Source organism: Cycloclasticus sp. (assembly GCF_019090545.1).
Classification (GTDB): domain Bacteria; phylum Pseudomonadota; class Gammaproteobacteria; order Methylococcales; family Cycloclasticaceae; genus Cycloclasticus; species Cycloclasticus pugetii.
This window is the reverse complement of the sequence record NZ_JAHRVT010000030.1, coordinates 1-23,656: the sequence shown is the minus strand read 5'-3', so window position 1 is coordinate 23,656 and position 23,656 is coordinate 1. Positions and strand designations below refer to the sequence as shown.

The following is a 23,656-nucleotide window of genomic DNA, read 5'->3' as shown; positions in this document are numbered from 1 at the left end:
TGTTAAACGTGTAGTGTATTGGGGCCGAGTATTAATTGGGAATAATTGAGTTGTTCTTTTAATTCATGCAATAAAACGGCTGAAAAGTCTGCAGTAGTGCATTTTACGCCATGTTTGGATAATTGGGTAACTTCGAGACCTTTATAACCACAGGGGTTAATAAAGCTGAAGGGTGTTAGGTCCATATCAACATTTATGCTGAGTCCATGATAACTACAGCCTTTTTTTACCCGTAAACCTAAGGAAGCAATTTTTTTATCATTAAGATAGACGCCCGGCGCATCTATTTGTGCAGCAGCCTTTAATCCGTATTTCTTTAACCCTGAGATAGTAATATTTTCGAGCACATCAACCAGTGCACGAACACCTATTCCTAGGCGGCGTAAATCCAATAAAACGTACATGACCAATTGCCCAGGTCCGTGATAGGTGACTTGACCGCCACGGTCTGTTTGAATAATAGGAATATCACTGGCACTCAAGACGTGTTCGGGTTTACCGCTCACCCCTTGGGTGAAAACAGAGGGGTGTTCAACAAACCAAATTTCATCATGTGTTTCGCCGGTACGATCAATGCAAAAGGCTTTCATCGCTTCCCAGGTTGCTAGGTAGTCCTGCTGGTTAAGCTGACGAATAACTAATGGTAAATCTGGGGGTGTTGTGTCAATGCTCACAGAGACATTAAAACGTGTTCGCAGTCTGTTAAGTCCTGATAAATGGCATCCATTTGCTGTTTATTTTGAGCAGTAAGGGTGATGCTAACAGACACGTATTTTTTAGATTTACTGAATTTCGACGATACCGCATTTTCACTCAGATCAGGCGCGTGGCGACGCACAATCTCGACAACGATTACGTCAAACTCAATGTTTGATAGCCCCATTGTTTTGATGGTGAACTCACAAGGGTAGTCCATTAATGCATTATGTTGATCGTCTGGGTTATCAGTCATTTTACTGGTTTCTCAATTGGTTCTTAAATTGACTATAGCTGGTTGAGACTTGTTGCCATAAATTCCCCGGTTGTCCGTTGCCGACCGCTTGGCGGTTTAATTTAACTACAGGCATAATTTCTTTGGTAGAGCTGGTTAACCAAATTTCATCAGCATCAAACAGTTGTTGTTCTGATATTTCTTGCTCAATGCATGAAATGCCTTCTTTGATAGCAAGCTCTAAAACAAGATCACGTGTAATGCCGGGCAATAAATGATGGCTTTTGGGTGGCGTAATAAGTTGCTGGTCTTTAACGATAAACAAGTTACTAGCAGACCCTTCGGTTGCAAAACCATCACGTAATAAAATAGCCTCAGTACAACCTTGATCACTGGCTTGTTGCTTCAATAATATATTGCCAAGTAAGGCGACGGATTTTATATGGCACCAATCCCAGCGAATATCATCTAAAGTGATAGCGTTAATGCCGTTAGCAATAGAATCGAGACTCTTGGGGTCTATTGTTTGGCACATTGCAAAAGTTGTTGCGGAGTACTCAGTTGGCAATTGGTGATCACGGTTTGTGCCAGCACCACGTGTTACTTGAACATAGACCGATTGGTCAGATTGCGTATGCGGTGAAACCAGTTGGGAGAGTGTTTTTGTCCATTGTTGATCACTCATGACCGGTTTCATGCGAATAGCGGCTAAGCTACTATTGAGGCGGTCTAAGTGCTGTTGAAGGCGAAAAAGCTTGCCGCCGTATGCAGGAATAACTTCATACACACCATCGGCAAATAAAAAACCACGGTCTAATACAGAAACGTTAGCCTCAGCTAGTGGCAGAAATTGGCCATTAAGGAAAACATCAGTTTTGTGCGACACCATCAATTCTCCTACTCAAGCAATAACAATGCTTCATCTTTTAGGATGTCCATAAATGACCCTTCCGGAATATCTTGTAAAGCAATGAGTGGGCGTTTGGCAATAATGTCACCTTTAAGTTGAATAACCGCGTTGCCAACAAGTTGGCCTTTTTTTATGGGTGCAATCAGCTGGGGGTTTAACTCTAGGCTCGCATCTAATGATTTATATTCATTGCGAGGAATAGTCAGGTAAAGGTCTTTCGCCAAGCCTACTGGTAAAGATTTAATCGCGCCTTTCCAGACGCGGGTGGTGGTTAGTGATTGTTGTGCTTTATACAGCAAGTGAGTTTTATAAAAACGGTAACCATAATTCAGCAAGGCCTGATTGATATCATTTCGTGCAGCTACGCTGTCTGTGCCCATAACGACAGAAATTAAACGCATATTGTCGCGAACAGCAGATGAAACTAAACAATAACCAGCGTCCTCTGTATGCCCTGTTTTAACGCCGTCTACTGTGCTATCACGCCATAACAGCTTGTTTCTATTTTGTTGAGTAATACCGTTAAAAGAAAATGATTTGATCGCATTTATTTTATATAACTCGGGAGACTCAATGATTAAGGCGCGAGTTAGAACTGAGAGGTCTCTAGCGGTAGTGTAATGCTGTTCGTCGGGCAGACCAGAACTATTAGTAAAGTGGCTATTTTTCATGCCAAGGTCTTTAGCAACTTGGTTCATTAATTGTGCAAAAGTTGATTCATCCCCTGCGATATGTTCGGCTAATGCAACAGTGGCATCGTTACCTGATTGCACAAGCATTCCGTGAATTAAATCATCGACCGTAACGAATTTATTAACTTCCACAAACATTCTAGAACCAGGAGTTCGCCATGCTTTTTCACTAATACGAACTTGATCGTCTAAATTCAAATTTCCATGGTTTAGTTCACGAAAGACAATTAACGCAGTCATGATTTTTGTCATGCTGGCGGGGGCTAGTTTTAAATCAGGGTCTTTAGAGGCTAAAACTGTTCCACTGTGAAAGTCGGTCAGGTGGTAGCTTCTCGCTTTTAAATTTGGGGCGGAAGGAATAGGTAACGCGATGGCTTGAGAAGAGAGAAAAAAGCTCAGCAGCAGGATAATTCTTTTCATATTAATGCAATGTTAGGTATTAGGGTAACGATAAGCTCAGATTATATCATGCAAAACGTATCATTAAGGGCTAGGAGGAAGGCTGTTTTAGCTGGCTTATTTAGAGGTATAAAAAGTGCTCTTATAGCCTAACTCGTAAAGTTTTGATCTTGTTGAGTCGGCACTTTTCATTCGTATATAAGGGCCGACACGCACAAAATACAAGGGTTTTGACGTGCTACCACCAGACTCTATGGTGACTGGGGTTTTTAGTAAATTGGTCAATTCATACTTGAGTTTATTGGCATTTTCTTCAGAGCTAAAGGCCCCCGCTTGAATAAATAACAAACCCTTTTGTTCAGTAGAGGGTTGGGGTGGCTGAACAGTATACCTTAAGGTGAGGTCGCTTTTTGGTGCGGCAGGTGGCTCATCTAAAGAGGTTGAAAGATAGGTGTGAGGGTCGAGGGCTTTGATTTCTACCATTGATGTGCCGTTTTTAAGGGTGCCGAGTTTAGCGGCAGCGGCATACGATAAATCTATAATTCGTTCATCATGAAAAGGGCCACGGTCATTAACGCGAACAATGATTTTTTTGCCATTAGAAAGATTAGTGACTTCGACATAGGTTGGGATAGGTAGGGTTTTATGCGCGGCAGTCATTGCATACATATCGTAGGTTTCACCGTTCGAAGTTTTATTGCCATGAAATTTAGTGCCGTACCAAGAGGCGAGGCCGCGTTGAACAAAGTTTTTACTGGACGCTTGTACGTAATACTTTTTGCCAAAAACTTCATAGGAGCTGGGGTTGCCTCCACGGCTCTTAGCTTCTATTTTAGGGATCGCATCTGGGGTTAGTTCAATACCGGCAGGGTGAACGGATGGGGCGCTATCGGTAACGAAAGGTTGTTGGCTTGTGCAGCCTATTAAAAAGTAAGCAGACAAGCAGCATAATAAAAAAAAGTGAAGGCGGATCATGTGTTATTTATAAAGCCCTTTTTAATTTCTTGACCAAGTTGATAAACGGCCATTGCGTATAAGTGACTATGGTTGTAGCGGGTGATGACATAGAAATTATGAAATGTTAGCCAAAATTCCGAGTGGTCTTTTTGTTTAAGTTCCAATAATCTGACGATAGTGTCATCTGCAAGATTAGGTGGTGTTTGCACCTGATGTTCAGCCAGTTGTTTTAAGGTGTTCTTTGGTTTGAGTGAACGATTGAGTAAGGTTTTATAAGCATCACCTGTAACGTTAGTTTGTTGTGTGACTAGGTCTGTGTTTTTCCAACCATGTCTTGAAAAGTAATTGGCCACGCTGTTAATGATATCAGCCTGGCTATTCCACAAGTCCCGCTTGTTATCGCCATCACCATCAACAGCGTAAGCACGGTAGCTGCTTGAAATAAATTGAGACTTCCCCATGGCTCCAGCATAAGACCCTTTGGGTTCATAAGGGTCAAAGCCTTCTTCACGACACAGTAATAAGAAATGCTCTAACTCACGTTGAAAGAACTTAGCGCGTTTTGGAAAATGAAAACCAAGGGTTGTTAGGGCATCGAGGACTTTATAAGACCCTGTGTTGCGACCATAACGTGTTTCAACACCAATAATGGCGACAATGATTTCTGCTGGTACGCCATATTTTTCGGTGGCGGCATCCAATAGGTCTTTGTTTTCTTTCCAGAATTTTATACCGCCATTAATGCGATTAGGTTTAAGAAAAATATTACGGTAACTGTGCCACTCTAGGCGTTTCTCCGCCGGTGATGACATGGCTTTTAAGATGCTTTCTTTAACAACCGATTTATTTAATAAGGTTGTTAATTCGTCACGATTAAATTGGTGCTCTTCGACCATTTTTTCAATAAAGTCGTGATAAAGGCTAGGGTTGCTAGGCGACGACGATGTTGAGGCGCAAGCACTAATAGAGACTAGCGTTAATAGAAGGGTTAATGCTAATCGAAAAGAAAAAAGTTTTATGTTGCGCATCGTTTGTCCTTAAGAAGAAAGTAATTTTCGATGAGTATGTATCGACATTAATATGCCAAATCCAAGTAATAATGTCACCATTGATGTACCGCCATAACTCACTAGAGGTAAGGGTACACCAACGACTGGCAAAATACCCGTGACCATCCCGACGTTTACAAATAAATAGATAAAAAAGGTTAGCGATAAGCTACCTGCAAGCAGTCGTGAAAAGGTGTCTTGTGCCTGAATCGCAATGTAAATGGAGCGGATGAAAATAATCAAATAAATGGTTAATAAGCCGACACAACCCATCAAGCCAAATTCTTCAGAGAAGACGGCAAAAATAAAATCGGTAGAACTTTCGGGTAAAAACTCTAGGCGTGCTTGCGAGCCATGCATCCAGCCTTTGCCATTGATACCACCTGAGCCAATGGCGATTTTTGATTGAATAATATGGTAACCAGCCCCTAATGGGTCTTCTTCTGGGCTCAAAAAGGTAAGAACCCGTTGTTTTTGATAGTCTTTCATAAAACTCCATAGAACAGGGGCGAGTCCTGCGCCAGTTGCTATGACGCCGATGATGATCTTCCATGAAATGCCGGCAAGAAACAGCACGGTTAATCCCGAGCTGGCTATTAAGATAGCGGTACCGAGGTCAGGTTGTTTGGCAATTAAGACGGTAGGGATAGCTATAAAAACAGTGGCGAGACCGACATGTTTGTGACTGGGAGGTAGTCGCCGTTCTGCTAGGTACCAAGCCACCATCATGGGGGTTGCCAGTTTCAGTAATTCAGAGGGTTGAAAGCGAAAGAAGCCTAGGTCTAGCCAACGTTGAGCGCCTTTCCCCATATCACCAACAAATAACACGCCCAGTAATAAGAGCGTGCCGAGAAAAAATAACCAAGGAGCAAACATTTTTAACGCATGAGGTGGCACTTGAGCAATGATAAACATGGCAAAAAAGGCAACAGCTAATCGAGTGGCTTGCCTGTTTAATAATCCAATATTTTGGTGTTCGGCGCTCATCAAAATAAGAATGCCAATAGACGATAAGAGGGCCAGTAGAATGAGTAAGGTGAGGTCAATATGCAATCGCTGAAAGAGGCTCTCTTTGCGATGATGATAGAGGCTCATTTGTGAGGCTTTTTGGAAAGACCAATTCATGGGGTAACTTGTATATATTGATCGAAAATAGAACGGGCAATAGGCGCAGCAACCGAGCCACCATGACCACCGTTCTCTACCACGATAGCAACGGCTAATTGAGGCTCACGTGCGGGTGCAAAAGCGATAAAAAGGGCATGGTCTTTGAGGTGTTCTTGCACATTTTCCTCATCATATTTTTCATCTTGTTTGATGGTAAACACTTGAGCAGTTCCCGTTTTGCCAGCTATTTTGTAGGGCGCACCTTCCCTAATTTTTCGAGCAGTGCCACGCGCACCGTTAACGACATCATACATGGCATCAATAATGGTATTCCAATGCTGAGGGTTATTTAATGTAATTGGCAGGGTGGTTGATGTTTGCTGAGGCTTATCATTAATTTTAGCAACGAGTGATGGAATATGTGTGGAGCCTTTGTTAGCAATAAGAGCCGTTGCATGGGCTAACTGAAGGGGTGTGGTTAAATTGAAACCTTGCCCTATGCCAGCAATCAATGTTTCGCCAGGATACCAGACCTGATTTCGTGTGCGTTTCTTCCACTCTCTTGAGGGCAATAAGCCCGATCTTTCGCCCAGAATGTCAATGCCTGTTTTTTGCCCAAAACCAAATTTTTGCAGAAAGTCATGCATCCGATCAATTTTTAACTCATGGGCCAATATATAGTAATAAACATCGCACGACTGAACGATTGAGTCATGAAGCGTGGTCATACCATGCCCAGTTTTTTTCCAATCACGGTATTTATGTGTTTGTTTGGGTAGTTGATAGAAGCCTGGGCAGAAGATTCTTTGATGTGGGTGAACGGTTTTGTAATCGAGGCCGGCGAGCGCTAAAAATGGCTTTAAGGTAGACCCTGGGGGATATTGCCCTCGAAGAAAGCGGTTAAATAAAGGGCGTTTTGAAGAGTTTTGTAATTGGCTGTATGAGGCTTGATCGATACCTTTAGCAAACAAGTTAGCATTGAAGCCTGGTTTGCTCACCAAGGCGCGAACTGCGCCAGTACGAGTATCTATTGCGGCAACACTTCCGGTGTAATCACCGAGTGCGTCGTGAGCGATTTTTTGTAGCTCAATATCTAGATTCAAAGTTAGATCGCTACCTGATAATGGTGGTGTGTAGCTGAGGACTTTTAATGATCTGCCTTGTGCTGTGTTTTCGGTTTGCTGGTATCCAACATAACCATGTAATTCAGTTTCGTAAGTTCTTTCAATGCCGGTTTTTCCAATAAATCGAGTCCCTCGGTAGTTGGCTGGCTCAATAGTTTTCAGCTCTTGTTCATTAATGGCGCCGACATAACCCACTACATGTGCGGTTAGCTCAGGGAAAGGGTAGTGTCTTAATGGACGTGCCTGTATGTCAACACCGGGAAATAAGTGACGGTTGGCAGAAAAAATAGCCACTTCCTGATCGTTTAATCGATTTCTAATGGAGACGCTAGCGAAGCGTTTTTGCTGTTTTCTACGTTTTTCAAATAACGCCAATTCATCTTTAGAAATGGGTAATAAGGCACTCAAGCGTTCGAGGGTGTTCGCAAGGTCTGGCGTTTGTTCCGGTACTAATTCAAGACTATAAGTAGGGTTGTTTTCAGCAAGAACGCGACCTTTTGTATCGAAAATTAAACCACGAACAGGACTAATAACTGATAGTTTTACGCGGTTATTTTGAGCGAGGTCTACATACTTCTCATGTGTTGCGATTTGTAAATAGGTAAGACGGGCAATCAGCGCAAAAAATAAAATAAGAACAAAAACGATCAATGTGGTGGCTCGCAATAGGAAAAGGCGATTTTCCTGGAGTGAGCTCTTGAGGTCGAAGCGAGTGTTCATGTGAGGTTACTGTACTTTAAAGTGTCTTCTGATGAGGCGTAAGACAGCAAATATAGCAGGCCATACCAGCGCGCTAAAAAGAACTTGAAGCCCATGTTGGTAAGTATACTCAATGTGAACAATAAAGTGGTTAAGCCATAAAGAGAGTAGTTTTATGCACCCTAAGAACATTAAAATAAGCGTAGATTGTTGCCACACAGGATAATTTCTTAGGCGTGAATAAAGAGAGTGGCTAAAAAAAGAAGCGGTACTGAATATTAGCGCATTTTGTCCGAGCAAACTGCCTGTTAAAACATCGAACAGTAGGCCGGTTGAAAAACCAGTCAAGATACTAACTTTATGCGGTAAAGCGATGCTCCAGTAGATTAATGTTAGCAACGTCCAGCTGGGCATTAATATAGCCAAATGGTCAGGCCAAGGTGCAATGCTAAGGGCCATGGAAAAAAATAAAGTTAAGCCAATGATGGCACCACCAGAGGATTTAGCGTGCATTGTCTGTGGGTACTTCTGGTTCTTCAGGGACGCCTGATAAAATAGGAATGGGCTGTTGTTGGCTCCATACCAATAAAATGTCACGAGTGCTGTCTATTTTGGCGACAGTTTTAGCCTCGGCATGCATGAAAGCTTCTCCTGGCAACGGGGCCAGTTTGGTGACGGTGGCAACAGGGTAACCAGATGGGAAAACACCGCCCAGTCCAGATGTCGTTAATAAATCGCCTATCTTGATGTCAGCATTATGGGGTAGGTATGGTAGCGTTAATGTATTTTTTAGTCCGCTACCAGAGGCAATGGTTCTTAAGCCTGTTCGGTTTATTTCAACAGGTATAGCATGATTGGGGTCAGTAATCAGGATGATAGACGAAGTGAGCGGGTGAACGTTGGTAATCTGACCGAGTACACCGTCTTCGTTGAGGGCGGCTTGTCCTTTATAAAGGTCGAAACGACTGCCTTTATCAATCACAATATTGGTTGTGTTTGGGTGTTGGTTTACTTTAATAAGAGACGCTGAAATAAATTGTTCTCCAATTTTGAATGAAGACTCCAATAAGCTATGCAACCGGGTATTTTCTGTTTCAAGCGCCTCAAATTTTTGCAGTTTGACTTTAAGAAATAATAACTCATCTTTTAGGCGTTGATTTTCGTCAGCTAATTCAGATAACTCTGTTGTGCTTTCAGTCAGCCAGGCATAGAGCTGGCTAGGCAGGTCCACAACGATGAGAACAGGGTGAACGATAAAAGAAAGGCTGTCTTTAAGGCGCGTGAGTTGGTTCGTTTGCTGTGCAAGTAGCAAAAGCAAAATAGAAATAACGGCGGCGGCAATATAGCGTGTGCTGGTAGCAGGACCTTTTGAGAAAATTGGTTTTATGGCGAATAACCTCTTATTCTTACTCTAATGCAAACGTATTAGGCCCTTTTTCATTGATCAACTCTAGTACTTTGCCCCCACCTCGCGCAACGCAAGTTAGAGGGTCGTCAGCTGTGCGAACAGGTACGCCTGTTTCTTCATGGATAAGCTCATCTAAACCATACAGTAATGCACCGCCACCGGTTAGCACAATGCCATTTTCAGCAACGTCAGCGCTTAGCTCTGGGGGAGTTTGCTCGAGAGCTTGTTTCACAGCACTAACAATGGCGGTAACAGGTTCTTGTAATGACTCTAAAATTTCATTGCTGTTAAGTGTAAAGCTTCGGGGAATGCCCTCTGCTAGGTTTCGACCAGTAACGGTCATTTCCTTAACTTCATTTGCTGGGTAAGCTGAGCCAATCGTGTGTTTAATTCTTTCGGCGGTCGATTCACCGACGATAGTGCCGTAATTACGTCGAACGTAATTGATAATCGCTTCGTCAAAACGGTCACCACCAACGCGAATTGACTCCGAGTAGACGATACCATTGAGTGATAAAACGGCGATTTCTGATGTGCCGCCACCAATATCTAACACCATGGAGCCGCGTGCCTCATCTATCGGTAAGCCTGCACCAACTGCCGCTGACATTGGCTCCTCAATTAAATATACTTCACGTGCACCAGCACCTGATGCCGATTCTCGAATGGCTCTTCGTTCAACTTGAGTAGAGCCACACGGTACGCAAATAAGCACACGAGGACTAGGGCGTAGAAATTTACCTTCATGTACTTTATGGATAAAGTACTGAAGCATTTTTTCAGTGATAGTAAAGTCGGCAATAACACCGTCCTTCATTGGGCGAATCGCGGTGATATTTCCGGGTGTTCTACCCAGCATTGCTTTTGCTTCGCTGCCGACAGCGGCAAAGCTTTTTTCGCCACGCACTTTATCTTCTCGAATGGCAACAACAGAGGGTTCATCAAGCACAATGCCTTTGCCAAGTGCATAGATTAGTGTGTTTGCTGTGCCCAAATCGATGGATAAATCGTTGGAAAACATGCCGCGTATTTTTTTAAACATGAATTTTATAAGTGTAGGTGGTGAGAATTTTGTACTTTAACAACCCTTTACCTCTTTGGGCAAGGCGCGAATTGTGTTAATTTGCACTGTTTTAAAGTATGAATAAAACAAGGTGGTTATTTTATGCCAATTCAGTCAGAAGATGTACTGAAAATCGCACACTTGGCGAGGCTCGGTATTCAGCACGAGCAGCTTGAGTCATATGCGTCAGACTTGTCGAATATAATGCTGTTAGTTGAGCAAATGAATCAAGTTGATACAACTGATATTGAACCTATGGCCCACCCACTTGATCAGTTTCAACGTTTACGGGCGGATGTGGTATCAGAAAGCAATCAACGTGATATTTTGCAGGACAATGCGCCATCTATTGAAGACGGTTTGTTTTTAGTGCCGCGAGTGATCGATTAGTCGCCCTTTAACGAGGCGGTGTCATATTTATTTAAACAAAGGCTTATAGCGATAAGCATATATACCTTTTAAACAGTATTGGTAATCAATGTATAACAAATCATTAAAAGAACTGTCCAGCGACCTTCACAACAAACAAATATCCAGTGTTGAGCTTAGTCAATACTTTTTGGAGCGTATCAATCGATACGATGGGGCGTTAAATAGCGTCATTACATTAAATGAAGACGGCGCATTACTTGCAGCTCAACAGGCGGATCAACTAATTGCATCAGGAGATGCCGGCTTGTTAACGGGGATTCCTTTGTTACATAAAGATATCTTTTGTACACAAGGCTTACGAACAAGCTGTGGCTCAAAGATGCTGGATAATTTTATTGCCCCTTATTCGGCAACAGCGGTTAGTAAATTAGAACAAGCTGGTGCGGTGATGTTGGGTAAAACCAATATGGATGAGTTTGCGATGGGCTCGTCAAATGAGACCAGTTTTTATAGTGGAGTAAAAAACCCTTGGGATTTGGAAACGGTCCCAGGTGGCTCATCGGGTGGGTCAGCAGCGGCGGTAGCGGCACGTTTGGCGCCGTTGGCTAGTGGTACAGATACAGGTGGATCGATCCGTCAGCCAGCAGCTTTTTGTGGGGTGACGGGTATTAAACCAACCTATGGCCGTGTGTCACGTTACGGCATGATTGCGTTCGCCTCTAGTTTGGACCAAGGTGGTGCGATGGCGAAAAGTGCTGAAGATGCAGCGATCATGCTACAAGCGATGTCTGGTTTTGATGAGAGGGATTCAACCAGTGTTGATAGACCCGTTGATGATTTGTTAAGCGGCTTGGGTGACTCGATCAAAGGCTTGACCGTTGGCTTGCCCAAAGAGTTTTTTACCGATGATCTTGATAGTGATATTCGAGAAAAAGTAGAAGAAGCGGTTGATACCATTCGGTCTGCAGGGGCACATGTGAAAGAAATTAGCCTACCGAATATTAACCTATCAGTGCCTGCTTATTATGTGGTTGCCCCCGCTGAATGTTCTGCTAATTTGTCTCGTTTTGATGGTGTTCGATTTGGGTATCGCTGCGAATCGCCAAAAGACTTAGAGGATCTTTATAAGCGTTCGCGTGGAGAGGGGTTTGGTGACGAGGTAAAACGAAGAGTTATGATTGGCGCTTATGTTTTGTCTGCGGGGTATTACGATGCGTATTATAAAAAAGCTCAACAAGTTCGTCGTTTGATTCAACAAGATTTCGTAGAAGCGTTTAAAGAAGTAGATGTGATCGCTAGTGCAACAGCACCTTCTGTTGCCTTTAAATCAGATGAGAAGAAGGGAGACCCTGTTTCAATGTATCTTTCAGATATTTTTACCATTGGTGTTAATTTAGCAGGCTTGCCTGGAATGTCAGTGCCGTGTGGTTTTGTGGAGAACAAGCCGGTAGGTATGCAGTTGATAGGAAATTATTTTGAAGAGTCTCGCTTGTTAAATGTGGCGCACCAATATCAACAACTGACTGACTGGCATCTTGCGGTGCCGGCTGGATACGAGCAGGAGGTATAAGGATGCAGTGGGAAACAGTTATAGGTCTTGAAATTCATGCTCAGTTAGCGACTCAATCTAAAATTTTCTCGGGTGCTTCAACGGCTTATGGCGCAGAACCTAATACGCAGGCTTGTGCGGTGGACCTTGGTTTACCGGGTACATTGCCGGTGTTGAACGAGCAGGCCGTTCGTTTTGCGGTGAAATTTGGTTTGGCCATTGGTGCGCATATCGCTCCATATTCAGTGTTCGCACGGAAAAACTATTTTTATCCTGACTTGCCTAAGGGTTATCAAACAAGTCAATTTGATAAGCCGATTGTTGGTTTAGGGCGGTTAGATATAGAGGTGGATGGTAAAACAAAAACAATAGGTGTTACGCGGGCTCATTTAGAAGAAGATGCGGGTAAATCGTTGCACGAAGACTATCATGGGATGACGGGAATAGATTTAAATCGAGCAGGTACACCGTTGCTTGAAATTGTTTCTGAGCCGGATATGCGCTCTGCCGCAGAAGCAGTAGCGTATGTTAAAAAACTACATACTCTTGTGCAGTATTTAGGAATTTGCGATGGCAATATGCAGGAAGGTTCTTTTCGTTGCGATGTTAATGTATCAGTCAGACCAGTAGGGCAAGAAGCCTTTGGAACCCGTGCAGAGATAAAAAACTTAAACTCATTTCGTTTTATTGAAAAAGCCATTGCACATGAGGTTGAGCGCCAAATTGATGTGATCGAAACAGGCGGACAAGTGGTTCAAGAGACTCGTTTGTATGATGCTAATAAAGATGAGACACGCTCTATGCGTTCTAAGGAAGAAGCGAACGACTATCGATACTTCCCGTGCCCTGATTTATTACCAGTCGAAATCACAGCAGAGTTGTTGGATGAAGTGCGTAATGACTTGCCAGAATTACCTGCGGCTAAAAAACAACGTTTCCAACAGCAGTATGGTTTAAGTGAGTATGATGCCGACGTATTAACAACACAACGGGCGATGGCAGATTACTACGAAGATGCTGTTAACTTTTCAGATGGAGAGGCGAAGCTTGTTGCTAATTGGGTGATGGGCGAATTGAGCGCAAACTTGAATAACAATAATTTAGATATCCAGCAAAGTCCCTTGAGTGCTGAACGATTAGGAGGCTTGGTTAGACGCATTGCAGATAAGACAATTTCTGGAAAAATCGCTAAGCAAGTCCTTGAGTTTATGTGGAATAGTCAGGATGTTGCAGACGACGTGATTGAGCGAGAAGGTTTGAAACAAATTTCTGACACAGGTGCCTTAGAAAACATGATTGATCAGCTAATGGCTGATAACGCTCAGCAAGTTGAGCAATATAGAGCCGGTAAAACAAAAATGATAGGCTTCTTTGTTGGTCAGTTGATGAAGCAAACCCAGGGTAAGGCGAATCCACAAGAATTAAATAAATTGCTGGAAAGTAAACTAAAAGGGTAGTTTCTCTTAAAGTGTTACGTTAATTATTAGAATAAATAGCGAGGATGTTATGAGTATATTGAAGGTGTTGAGTGTTTTTGTTATCGCGTTATGGTTGGCTGCCTGTGGCCACGCGACTAAAAATGGCGTGGAACCCACTCAAGAAGGGCTGGCGACTAAGACTTTGTCAGCAGAGGAAGCGGAAGTTGAGCAGCAGGTTGCGCGTATATCTGAAAAACTAAAAGATGAACCAACGGTTAAAGGCTGGTTGTTAGTCGGCGATGGAAACATGTATTTGAAAAGATATGATGAAGCTGTTTCAGCCTACAGAGAAGCATATATATTGAGCGACTATGCAGATGAGCCCAAAAGAAAACTAAAACGAGCAATGTTTTTGGCAACGATAGCGTTAAGTAAATAGCCAATAAGGGATGCCCCGGTCTGGTTGTTATTCCTCAACCATTCTTAGGGTTATCTCAACAATATTTTCATCGTGTAATAATTTGAAACAGCGCATCTCTAAGACACCTTTGGTGTTTAGCGAAATAATTAAATAATAGGCTTCGGGGTGTGAAGGCATTTCAGTATCGCTTATTGAAGGCCTAGCGGGTGCGGTGGGGTGCGAGTGGTAGATAGCAAAAACCTCTTCACCCTTATCGCGGATTTCTTTCATTACGCTGATTTGCTCTTCAGGCGCCATTAGAAAACGCTTGCTAGGTGTTTCAGCTATATTTTGAACAGGATGGCAGGTGTACTGACCCGTTTTGTTTTTACTGATAAAACCACAGACCTCGAGGTCTTCTGATAATTGTGCGTTATGAAGTAATTCATTAACGAGTTTTCTAGGTAAGACAATTTCTTTTTCGTGCATTTTTAACCCTAATGTTTATGGTTTTGTGCCTAATGTTGCCCGAACGTGCCCTTGAATATCTTGGAAATGTTGGGTTGATTTAAATCCGTACAATTCTAACAAGTTTTTGACCAAAGTGCCTTGCTGAAAGCCATGCTCAAACAAGATAAGTCCGTTGTGTTTAAGGAAAGACTTTGCTTGCGAGGTAATATGCTCAAGATCCTGTAGGCCTTCGTGTTGAGCAATCAATGCCGAAGAGGGTTCAAAACGAAGGTCGCCTTCTAAAAGGTGAGGGTCATTTGGGCAAATATAAGGTGGGTTACTTATTATTAAATCAAACCTCGTATTGGGCACTGTTTCAAACCAATCGCTACGCAAAAACTGAATGTTGTGGACCTTATGTTGCAGGGCATTTTTTTCAGCAATCGCTAAGGCCTTTTGGCTGTTATCAAGGGCTGTCACCGAGGCGTTTGGAAACTCTAATGCCAAGGTGATAGCGATGGCGCCGCTACCAGTCCCTAAATCTAATACTGAGAAATGTTGGTCGGTAGCGAACGTTTCGTGGGTAATTTCTATGAGTAGCTCGGTGTCGGGTCGAGGAATTAAGACGTCTTTTGAAACGATAAATCGTCGTGACCAAAACTCTCGTTCGCCAACTAAGTAAGCGATCGGCTGCCCTTTTTGTCGCTGTTCAACAAGTTGCTGAAACCTGTCCAGCTTCTCGGTAGTTAGAAGCTCGTCAGGCCAAGCTCTAAAATAGCTACGGTTTTTATTCAGTACGAAGGCTAGTAATACTTCGCTATCAAGCACGCAGCTGTCACTGCTAACCAGTGTTTTTGCAGCTTCTGTAAGAGCCTCTTTTATTGTCAAGGGGGGCTTCAAAACGAGGGTTTATTCTTCTGCGCTTAACTGTGTTAGTTGTTCTGCTTGGTGTTCTTGAATTAATGGGTCGATCACCTGATCTAGTGCGCCTTGCATGATCTCATCTAGTTTATACAGTGTTAAGTTGATGCGGTGGTCGGTAACTCTGCCTTGTGGGTAGTTATAGGTTCGAATGCGTTCAGAGCGGTCGCCGCTACCAACTTGCGAACGACGAGACTCAGCTTGTTCAGCATCAGCTTTTTCTTGTTCAGCGGTCATGATTCTGGCTTTTAATAAGGACATCGCGCGAGCCCTATTTTTATGTTGTGAGCGTTCGTCTTGACACTCTACAACTGTGCCGGTGGGAAGATGAGTAAGACGTATCGCAGAGTCTGTTTTGTTAACATGTTGTCCGCCAGATCCTGATGCTCTAAAAGTGTCGACACGCAAGTCGCCAGCGTTGATTTCAATATCATCTTTTTCATCGGCTTCAGGCATGATAGCTACCGTGCATGCAGAGGTGTGAACGCGGCCTTGAGATTCGGTTTCTGGGACACGTTGAACACGGTGAGCACCGGATTCAAATTTCAGTTGTGAATACACGTCGTGACCTTCTATTCGAGCGATAATTTCTTTGTATCCGCCGTGGTCGCCTTGGTTTTCACTCATGATTTCAAACTTCCAGCCTTTTTTCTCAGCAAATCGTAGGTACATACGGTAAAGATCGCCTGAAAAAATAGCTGCTTCATCACCACCTGTTCCCGCACGAACTTCAAGAAAAGCATTCTTTCCATCGTTAGGGTCTTTAGGTAACAAAAGGATTTGCAATTCATTTTCTTGTTTTTCAAGGGCTGCTTGAGTGTCCTTTAACTCATCTTTTGCCATAGCCTTAATATCCGGGTCGCTATCATTCAGCATGGCTTTTGCAGACTCATTATCTTCTAGTGTCGCTAGATAGTTCTGGTAGGTGCTAACAATGGGATCTAATTGGGCATACTCTTGACTCAAAGAGCGAAATTTATTTTGATCGCTTTGTATGCTGGGTTCAGAGAGTAGCCCAGCAATTTCTTCGAAACGTTCAGACAGAGTGTCTAGCTTTTGTAGGATAGTTATATTCACGTTATTTATTTAAGTTAAAAAGTTGTTGAGCGGCTAATAGTAATTCGTTGTTACCTTCGGATGCAGCTTTCTTCAGGGTGCTGCTAGGTGCGTGTAATATTTTTTTCGTGAGATCGTTTGCTAAACGTTCTAGAGCTTGTTCAGCGGGCTGGCCGTTTTTTACCGCACTAATCGCCTTTTGAAGGAGTTCCTCACGTATATTGTCCGATTGGGTTCTAAGCTGGTAAATGGTTTTTGAGGCATCTTGCGCACGTAGCCATGTTTGAAAGTGCGAGATTTGAATGTCGATTATATCTTCAGCTTGTTCGGCCGCTTCGCGACGTGATTGAAGTCCATCATCAACTATATTTTTTAGGTCATCTACGCAGTAAAGATAGACGTCGCTTAATGAACCAACTTCTTTTTCTATATCGTGTGGTACTGCCAAATCCATCATAAACATGGGTTTGTGTTTACGTTTTGAAATGGCGGTTTCAACACTCCCTTTGCCAAGGATGGGTAGTGAGCTAGCCGTTGATGAAATGATAATGTCTGCTTCGGCGAGATGCTCAGGGATATCTTTAATTTCAATGGCGTATCCATTACCTTGAGAAGCAATGGCATGTGCTTTTTCAAGGGTTCTATTAGCAACAATTAATCGACCAATGCCTTGCTCTTTTAGGTGTTGGGCTGATAGTTCGATAGTTTCCCCGGCACCAATAAGTAAGGCGGTTTGATCTTGTAATTGACCAAATATTTGTTGTGCTAATTTTACGCCAGCAAAAGCAACCGATACCGGGCTAGAGCCAATGGCTGTATCGGTACGCACCTTCTTCGCGACTTGGAAGGTGTGCTGGAATAAGCGACCAAGATACTTTCCCAGGGTGCCGGCCTCAGAGGCATGTTGATAAGCCGTTTTCATTTGACCAAGAATCTGTGGTTCGCCAAGCACTAAGGAGTCAAGCCCACAGGCGACTCGTGACATGTGCTTTATTGATTGGGGGCCAATGTGGCTGTATAGATAGTCTCTAATACTACTTTCATCTAGGCGATGGTAGCTGGCAAGCCAAGCGATCAGTTCATCTGTTTGTTGCGTTGCTATATCACAGTATATTTCGGTGCGATTACAGGTGGATAAAATAGCGGCTTCTTCAATGGATGAAAGCTGCGCTAATGACTGAAGCGATTGACCGAGGCGCTCAGGAGAGAAAGCGAGTTTCTCTCGAATCTCGATAGGTGCTGTGTTGTGATTGAGTCCGAGCGTAAGCAGCATGCGCTTTTGGTAGTTTTACTTTAGGTTAATTGGGTTATTATAAGCGTTTTAGCCCTATGAATGTTCTATATGTTTAAACAGGTAGTTTTCGATTTGCCTTGTAACAAGAGAATGAGGTGTTAGTTTTATAGGCGGCTGATGTTGATTAGGGTGTGGGTGAGAAAAATATGATTCTAAAGTTCGTGATGATGGTTTTTGTTGTTTTATCTATAGGTTGTACACACGTAGGTAAAAACGATGCTGTTGAAGTGGTAGAGCCAAGCAAAGCAATATCGAATCTTGTGCAAGAAACGCCTGAGGTTAAAACGAAGCAGGTACAACCGAGCCAGCTAGATGCTGCTTTATTGTATAGTTTGTTAGGTGGCGAGGTGGCAGGTCAACGTGGGGATGTCAAAATGGCTTCTGCATTCTATGTTGATGCGGCTAAGCGCTCGAATGATCCACAGGTAGCGCTTAGGGCTGCACAAATAGCGTTGTATAGTAATGATATCGTTGGAGCTAAGTTAGCCGTTGATATATTGGTGGCAAAAGGAGAGCTATCGCTTCAATCGCAACGGCTTGCTCTAACAGTTTACTTGCGTGCGGGTGAGGCAGAGAAGAGTTTGGATTTGATTACTTCAATCCTTAAAGAAAGCGATATGCCTCAACGAAATACCTTGCTGGCCATTGGCGACATTGTTTCCCGTCATGCGTCTAAAGACTTGGCTGGTCATCTGATCGATGAGTTGGTGAGTTATTATCCTGAAGAGGCTGGAGCTTATCTTGCTCGCTCGCAAATGATGTCTCATTTAGGGCAACTGCTTCAAGCCGAAAAGGATGCGGTGAAGGTTACTGAGTTGGATTCGACCTGGCCTGTGGGGTTTGCTCAGCTTGCCCTAGTGTTGGAGCAAAAAGGTGAGACAGAGCGTGCGTTAGAGGTTTTAAAAAACGCTGTCGAGAACCTTAAAGCGAAACCTTTGCTGATGGGTTATGGTCAGTTGTTAGCCAAGAATGAACAGTACGAAGAGGCAAAAGAGCAGTTTTTAAAGTTGTTGTCTGATGGGGAAAGCTACCCAGAGGCAAGTTTTGCATTGGGCCTTGTTTATTTAAAGTTGGATAACCCTATAGAAGCGGCGAAAGTATTTGAAAATTTATATAACGAAGAGGTGTTTGCTTCGAAGTCAGCCTTTTATTTAGGGCGAATATATTATTATCAGAAACAGTACCAAGATGCTTTGTTGTGGTTTGAGAAGGTGGATAATGGTGTTCACCATGTAGATTCTTGGGTCTCAATCGCGATGATTAAGTCAGAAATGGGAGATTTGCAAGGCGCCAGGAGTGTTTTGCAACAGTTGCGCAATGAATACCCAAAAAATACAGCACGGTTTTACCTGTTAGAGGCGGAGCTTTTGGTGGATGTTCAGAATTATCAGCTGGCTTATGACTTATTATCGTCGGCAATTAGTGAAAATGTGGATAACTTATCGCTCAGATATGCGCGCTCAATCGCAGCCACGGAGCTAGATAAATTGTCCGTTGCAGAGAAAGACTTATTGTTTGTATTAGAAAAAGAGCCTAAGGATGTTAATGCCTTAAATGCATTGGGTTACGCATTGGCGAGTAAAACCTTTCGCTTTAAAGAAGCGAGGGGTTACCTAACGCAGGCGCTTTCATTAAAGCCAGATGACCCCGCTATTTTAGATAGTATGGGGTGGTTGGATTATCGTGAAGGTCATTACGAAAGCGCACTGGTTTTGTTAAAAAGAGCATACAGTCAAACACCTGAAGGTGAAATAGCTGCTCACCTTGGTCAGACTCTTTGGATGCTAGGGCGTCAAAAAGAAGCGCGTACCATCTGGGAGGAAGCACTAAAACGGGATAAAGATAACCGTTACCTACTTGAAGTATTGCAGAAACTAAAATGACCCGTTGTCTTGTTTGTCTTCTGTTAGTTTCGCAATTGATGGCCTGTGCCTCTACAAGCATTATAAAAACTGAGGAAAGTTCTTTACCGACCTTACACAACGCAGAGAAGGTTTTAGCTATTAATGAGTGGCGTTTGCTGGGTCGTTTATCTGTTCGAAATATGCGGCAGTCTTGGTTTACAACGCTAGAGTGGAATCATCGAAAGGGTATAGATGACCTGACCTTAAGCACCTCATTAGGGGGCGTGGTTGCAAAAATATTGTATTCAAAGCAAGGTATTTTACTGACCGATGAAGAGGGTGTTTTACAGCATGTTTCGGAGGAGGAGTTGGCTTCATTATTGGGGTATTCAGCACCTTTAAAGCATATGAAATATTGGGTGAGAGGTGTGTTATCCCCCGAGTTTCAAGGACCATCAAGCAGGGAATATCTCGATGATACCGTGTTGTTTGAGCAGGGTGGCTGGAATGTGCAATTAGAACGGTTTCAGACTTATGGGGAAGTTGTATTGCCCGCTAGGGTGACGCTTATAAAAGAAGACTTAAAAATTAAATTGGTTGTAGATAAATGGTGGATGGAAAAATAGCGGTGACAGAGTGGGAAGAGCATTGGTGGCCAGCACCGGCAAAGTTAAATTTAATGCTAAATATTGTTGGACAAAGACCTGATGGATACCATGAGTTGCAAACAGTTTTCCAGTTAATAGGTATTTCTGACTGGTTAAACGTCGTGCCTACAGAGGATGGTGAGATCACATTAAGTTGCAATTCGGTCAGTCTTGCAACAAATACTAATTTGGTTGTTCAAGCGGCTAATTTACTAAAGCAGCAAGCAAATGCAAGTTTAGGTGCAAAGATAATACTTAAGAAAATATTACCAATGGGTGCCGGTTTAGGAGGAGGTAGCTCTGATGCGGCCACTACGTTGATTGTGCTTAATGCAGTTTGGGGGCTCGGTTATTCAGTTGAAGAGTTGGAAATGTTGGGCCTTAAACTGGGGGCGGATGTGCCTGTTTTTGTTAGGGGCTTGTCAGCATGGGCGGAAGGTATTGGTGAAAAAATGACAGTGATTGACTTGCCTGAAAAGTGGTTTGTTGTGGTAAATCCTCCTTATCATTGCTCAACAAAAGAAGTTTTTTCACATAACAGTTTGACACGGGATAATTCAGCCATCACAATACGCGACTTTTTAGACGGGCAAGAAGATAATAGTTGCTTGCCGGTTGTTAGAGAAATAAGTCAAGAGTTGGATGCTGTTTATCTGCAATTTTCTGAATTCTCTAAGGTTTATTTAACAGGCACTGGCTCGAGTATGTTTGCTAAATGCGATACTCGGCAAGAGGCGGTGCTGCTGTCAGAAAGGTTACCTGATGGCTGGAATAAGTGGGTAGTAAAGGGCGTAAGCGAATCACCTTTACAGAAGTCGCTTAAACAGTTTTTTAATCGGTTAAATCAGGTATAATCTGCAGCCATAAAGTTTGGGGCGTGGCCAAGTGGTTAAGGCACGGGGTTTTGATCTCCGCATCCCAGGTTCGAATCCTGGCGCCCCAGCCATTCTTTATACTTATATCATTCAATACTTTAGTGGGAGTTCATAGTGCTAGATAATGGCATCATGGTGTTTACTGGTAACGCAAATATATCGTTAGCTAAAGATATCGTTCGTCATCTTAATATGAGGCTTGGCCGTGCCAGCGTTGAGATATTCAGCGATGGCGAAGTAATGGTTGAAATTGGCGAAAATGTTCGTGGTAAAGATGTGTTCATCATACAGCCAACATGCGCACCAACAAACAACCATGTGATGGAGTTATTGGTGATGATTGATGCGCTGAAAAGAGCTTGCGCAAATCGTATCACTGCGGTTATTCCATATTATGGCTATGCTAGACAGGATCGCCGCCCACGTTCAGCGCGGGTGCCTATAACGTCTAAATTAATAGCAAAAATGATTGATACTGCCGGTGCAGATCATGTACTAACAGTTGATTTGCATGCCGATCAGATCCAAGGTTTTTTTGATATCCCGGTTGATAACGTTTATGCGTCACCTCTTTTGTTGAGCGATATATGGAAGAGAAAAACAAAAGACCTAATGATTGTGTCGCCTGATGTCGGCGGTGTAGTAAGGGCAAGGGCTATTGCAAAACGCTTAGACGATGCAGATTTGGCAATAATAGATAAGCGTCGCCCAAAGGCTAATGTTTCGCAAGTGATGAATATTATTGGCGATGTAAGCGGCAGAGAATGCGTTATTGTTGATGATTTGGTGGATACAGCGGGTACTTTGTGTTTGGCTGCAAAGGCGCTAAAAGATAATGGCGCAATAAGTGTAAAGGCGTATTGTACGCACCCTGTGTTATCAGGAAAGGCAATAGAAAATATATCAGGTTCAGTGCTTGATGAATTGGTTGTTACAGATACAATTCCTTTAAGTGAAACAGCATTGGGTTGTGAAAAAATAAGACAATTGAGTATTGCTGAGATGCTGGCAGAAACAATTCGTCGAATGGTAGAAGGCGATTCAGTAAGTTCGCTATACGTAGATTAAAAAATGTGGCAAAATACGCTGTTTAGCGCAAATTAAATATTATTTTTGGAGAAAGTTAGATGAGTATCAGCTTTGAATTGGCGGCATCGATTCGTAATGACTTAGGTAAAGGTGCAACGCGTCGTTTACGCAAACAAGAAATGGTTCCAGCTGTAATTTATGGGGCGGGTGAAGAACCTGTTTCGATAACTTTGGGCCATAATCAATTAATGCATAGCACGGAAAATGAAGCCTTTTTCTCGCATATTTTATCTATTGATGTGGACGGAAAGAAAGAAAGCGTTATTATTAAAGCGTTACAGCGTCATCCTGCGAAAAATATTTTAATGCATGCGGATTTTATGCGTGTCAGCATGAAGGAAAAATTAAAAGTTCATGTGCCTATTCACTTTATTGGTGAAGAAGAGGCTCCGGGCGCTAAACAGGGTGGTGTGGTAACGCATAGCCTAGTGGATGTTGAGATCCAATGTTTACCTAATAATTTGCCTGAGTTTATAGAAGTGGATGTATCGGCTCTAGAAATTGGTGATAGTTTGCACTTGTCCGACATTAAGTTGGCCGATGGTCTAGAAATGGTTGCCTTGTTGCAAGGTGAAGACCACGATCTGCAGGTGGTTGCAATTCAAGCCAACAGAGCAGCAGAAGTAGACGAAGATGTTGAAGGTGCTGAATCAGCTGAAGGTGAGTCCGAAGAGGGTTCTGGCGAGTAATAAATGATTTCAGTAATAGTCGGTCTGGGCAATCCGGGCGATGAGTATAAAAAAACCCGACATAATGTCGGGTTTTTATTGTTAGATGCTTTGGCTCAAAGAGAAGGTGTGCGCTTTAATTATGACGCTAAATTTAAAGCCGATGTGTCAAAGTGCGTAATTGGTAACAGCATGGTTAGGTTAATCAAGCCGCAAACATTTATGAATAAAAGTGGCTTGTCAGTATCGGCCTATGCAAAGTATTATTCTGTCCAGCCAGAAAATGTCATGATTGTGCATGATGAGTTGGACTTGGAGCCTGGCATAGTGCGATTGAAGAAAGGAGGGGGTCATGGCGGGCATAATGGTCTTCGAGATATAATCGCGCATTTATCATCCAAAGAGTTTTATAGGCTTAGACTTGGGGTGGGGCACCCAGGTGATCGCAATAAAGTTGTAAATTATGTATTAAAGGCGCCCAGTAAAGCGGATAATGTATTAATTGAGGCTGCAATGGATCGTGCAATTGAGAAAATACCGGGTATTTGTGCCGGTGATATCCAGTCGGTAATGCAAAGTTTACATACAGACTAAAATCTTTTATTAAGAAGTATATTGGTTGTTGACAGCCAAAATTAAATCAAAGACAATAGTCGGCTAATTTCGGAGGGGTTCCCGAGCGGCCAAAGGGATCAGACTGTAAATCTGACGGCTCAGCCTTCGGAGGTTCGAAT

The 23,656-nt window shown here is 43.0% G+C and carries 25 protein-coding genes and 1 tRNA gene; 11 read left to right on the top strand and 15 right to left on the bottom strand.

All coding sequences use genetic code 11. The features are described from left to right. Nucleotides 1–2: 2 nt before the first annotated feature. From lipB to KUG63_RS06685, 11 genes are all read right to left on the bottom strand, one after another. Nucleotides 3–674: a lipoyl(octanoyl) transferase LipB gene (lipB, locus tag KUG63_RS06735; RefSeq protein WP_016390614.1), complete on the bottom strand. Its 672-nt coding sequence runs from the start codon at nt 672–674 to the stop codon at nt 3–5. Beyond that, on the bottom strand, nt 671–952 hold the full coding sequence (locus KUG63_RS06730; protein WP_015006556.1) for a YbeD family protein: 282 nt from the start codon (nt 950–952) through the stop codon (nt 671–673). Before KUG63_RS06730 ends, lipB begins: the two co-directional genes overlap by 4 nt. A gap of 1 nt (nt 953) precedes the next feature. Beyond that, entirely contained in the window at nt 954–1,820 is an 867-nt protein-coding gene (locus tag KUG63_RS06725; protein WP_015006555.1) for a D-amino acid aminotransferase, read from the bottom strand. 8 nt (nt 1,821–1,828) lie between these two features. After that, nucleotides 1,829–2,953: a D-alanyl-D-alanine carboxypeptidase family protein gene (locus KUG63_RS06720; RefSeq protein ID WP_020162533.1), complete on the bottom strand. Its 1,125-nt coding sequence runs from the start codon at nt 2,951–2,953 to the stop codon at nt 1,829–1,831. A 96-nt stretch (nt 2,954–3,049) separates the two neighbouring features. Next, on the bottom strand, nt 3,050–3,907 hold the full coding sequence (locus KUG63_RS06715; protein ID WP_015006553.1) for a septal ring lytic transglycosylase RlpA family protein: 858 nt from the start codon (nt 3,905–3,907) through the stop codon (nt 3,050–3,052). Then, a complete protein-coding gene (gene mltB, locus KUG63_RS06710) occupies nt 3,904–4,917 on the bottom strand; it encodes a lytic murein transglycosylase B (protein WP_073023050.1) in 1,014 nt (337 codons plus the stop codon). Before mltB ends, KUG63_RS06715 begins: the two co-directional genes overlap by 4 nt. Before the next feature lie 9 nt (nt 4,918–4,926). Then, complete coding sequence (gene rodA / locus KUG63_RS06705; protein WP_020162530.1) at nt 4,927–6,063, bottom strand: rod shape-determining protein RodA; 1,137 nt, start codon at nt 6,061–6,063, stop codon at nt 4,927–4,929. Further along, nucleotides 6,060–7,889: a penicillin-binding protein 2 gene (mrdA, locus tag KUG63_RS06700; RefSeq protein ID WP_026362649.1), complete on the bottom strand. Its 1,830-nt coding sequence runs from the start codon at nt 7,887–7,889 to the stop codon at nt 6,060–6,062. Before mrdA ends, rodA begins: the two co-directional genes overlap by 4 nt. 6 nt (nt 7,890–7,895) lie before the next feature. Beyond that, nucleotides 7,896–8,381, bottom strand: coding sequence for a rod shape-determining protein MreD (mreD, locus tag KUG63_RS06695; protein ID WP_287017728.1), 486 nt, complete (start codon nt 8,379–8,381; stop codon nt 7,896–7,898). Then, a complete protein-coding gene (mreC, locus tag KUG63_RS06690; RefSeq protein ID WP_073023048.1) occupies nt 8,371–9,246 on the bottom strand; it encodes a rod shape-determining protein MreC in 876 nt (291 codons plus the stop codon). Before mreC ends, mreD begins: the two co-directional genes overlap by 11 nt. Before the next feature lie 28 nt (nt 9,247–9,274). Next, nucleotides 9,275–10,318, bottom strand: coding sequence for a rod shape-determining protein (locus KUG63_RS06685; protein WP_015006547.1), 1,044 nt, complete (start codon nt 10,316–10,318; stop codon nt 9,275–9,277). Nucleotides 10,319–10,441: 123 nt separating this feature from the next. Here KUG63_RS06685 and gatC point away from each other — a divergent pair, with 123 nt between their 5' ends. The 4 genes from gatC (at nt 10,442) to KUG63_RS06665 (ending at nt 14,117) form a co-directional block, all read left to right on the top strand. Beyond that, on the top strand, nt 10,442–10,729 hold the full coding sequence (gatC, locus tag KUG63_RS06680; protein ID WP_015006546.1) for an Asp-tRNA(Asn)/Glu-tRNA(Gln) amidotransferase subunit GatC: 288 nt from the start codon (nt 10,442–10,444) through the stop codon (nt 10,727–10,729). 88 nt (nt 10,730–10,817) lie between these two features. Further along, entirely contained in the window at nt 10,818–12,281 is a 1,464-nt protein-coding gene (gatA, locus tag KUG63_RS06675) for an Asp-tRNA(Asn)/Glu-tRNA(Gln) amidotransferase subunit GatA (protein WP_020162528.1), read from the top strand. Between the two features lie 2 nt (nt 12,282–12,283). Beyond that, a complete protein-coding gene (gene gatB, locus KUG63_RS06670; RefSeq protein ID WP_020932170.1) occupies nt 12,284–13,717 on the top strand; it encodes an Asp-tRNA(Asn)/Glu-tRNA(Gln) amidotransferase subunit GatB in 1,434 nt (477 codons plus the stop codon). A 49-nt stretch (nt 13,718–13,766) separates the two neighbouring features. Beyond that, on the top strand, nt 13,767–14,117 hold the full coding sequence (locus KUG63_RS06665; protein WP_016390623.1) for a hypothetical protein: 351 nt from the start codon (nt 13,767–13,769) through the stop codon (nt 14,115–14,117). 27 nt (nt 14,118–14,144) lie between these two features. On the opposite strand, the gene KUG63_RS06660 is transcribed toward KUG63_RS06665, so the two are convergent. Genes KUG63_RS06660 through hemA form a run of 4 tightly spaced genes read right to left on the bottom strand, consistent with a single transcriptional unit; the run spans nt 14,145 to nt 17,778 of the window. Beyond that, nucleotides 14,145–14,567, bottom strand: a complete 423-nt coding sequence (locus tag KUG63_RS06660; RefSeq protein WP_020162525.1) for a Mov34/MPN/PAD-1 family protein — start codon at nt 14,565–14,567, stop codon at nt 14,145–14,147. A 15-nt stretch (nt 14,568–14,582) separates the two neighbouring features. Then, nucleotides 14,583–15,416: a peptide chain release factor N(5)-glutamine methyltransferase gene (gene prmC / locus KUG63_RS06655; RefSeq protein ID WP_020932171.1), complete on the bottom strand. Its 834-nt coding sequence runs from the start codon at nt 15,414–15,416 to the stop codon at nt 14,583–14,585. A 21-nt stretch (nt 15,417–15,437) separates the two neighbouring features. Continuing rightward, nucleotides 15,438–16,526 (bottom strand): peptide chain release factor 1, encoded by a 1,089-nt coding sequence (gene prfA, locus KUG63_RS06650; protein WP_016390625.1) that lies wholly within the window; start codon nt 16,524–16,526, stop codon nt 15,438–15,440. Nucleotide 16,527: 1 nt separating this feature from the next. Next, entirely contained in the window at nt 16,528–17,778 is a 1,251-nt protein-coding gene (gene hemA, locus KUG63_RS06645; protein ID WP_016390626.1) for a glutamyl-tRNA reductase, read from the bottom strand. Nucleotides 17,779–17,945: 167 nt separating this feature from the next. Here hemA and KUG63_RS06640 point away from each other — a divergent pair, with 167 nt between their 5' ends. The 7 genes from KUG63_RS06640 (at nt 17,946) to pth (ending at nt 23,516) form a co-directional block, all read left to right on the top strand. Continuing rightward, nucleotides 17,946–19,682: a tetratricopeptide repeat protein gene (locus KUG63_RS06640; protein WP_020162523.1), complete on the top strand. Its 1,737-nt coding sequence runs from the start codon at nt 17,946–17,948 to the stop codon at nt 19,680–19,682. After that, on the top strand, nt 19,679–20,269 hold the full coding sequence (gene lolB, locus KUG63_RS06635) for a lipoprotein insertase outer membrane protein LolB (RefSeq protein ID WP_041932889.1): 591 nt from the start codon (nt 19,679–19,681) through the stop codon (nt 20,267–20,269). The genes KUG63_RS06640 and lolB overlap by 4 nt, the downstream gene beginning before the upstream one ends. Beyond that, nucleotides 20,251–21,144, top strand: a complete 894-nt coding sequence (gene ispE, locus KUG63_RS06630) for a 4-(cytidine 5'-diphospho)-2-C-methyl-D-erythritol kinase (protein ID WP_015006536.1) — start codon at nt 20,251–20,253, stop codon at nt 21,142–21,144. The genes lolB and ispE overlap by 19 nt, the downstream gene beginning before the upstream one ends. 17 nt (nt 21,145–21,161) lie before the next feature. Then, nucleotides 21,162–21,236, top strand: a tRNA-Gln gene (locus KUG63_RS06625). A 61-nt stretch (nt 21,237–21,297) separates the two neighbouring features. Then, nucleotides 21,298–22,233 carry a ribose-phosphate diphosphokinase gene (locus KUG63_RS06620; RefSeq protein ID WP_016390629.1) on the top strand — a complete coding sequence of 312 codons (936 nt, stop codon included), beginning with the start codon at nt 21,298–21,300 and terminating at the stop codon, nt 22,231–22,233. Nucleotides 22,234–22,292: 59 nt separating this feature from the next. Next, complete coding sequence (locus KUG63_RS06615; protein WP_016390630.1) at nt 22,293–22,943, top strand: 50S ribosomal protein L25/general stress protein Ctc; 651 nt, start codon at nt 22,293–22,295, stop codon at nt 22,941–22,943. Between the two features lie 3 nt (nt 22,944–22,946). Further along, entirely contained in the window at nt 22,947–23,516 is a 570-nt protein-coding gene (pth, locus tag KUG63_RS06610) for an aminoacyl-tRNA hydrolase (protein WP_015006533.1), read from the top strand. Nucleotides 23,517–23,656 lie beyond the last annotated feature (140 nt).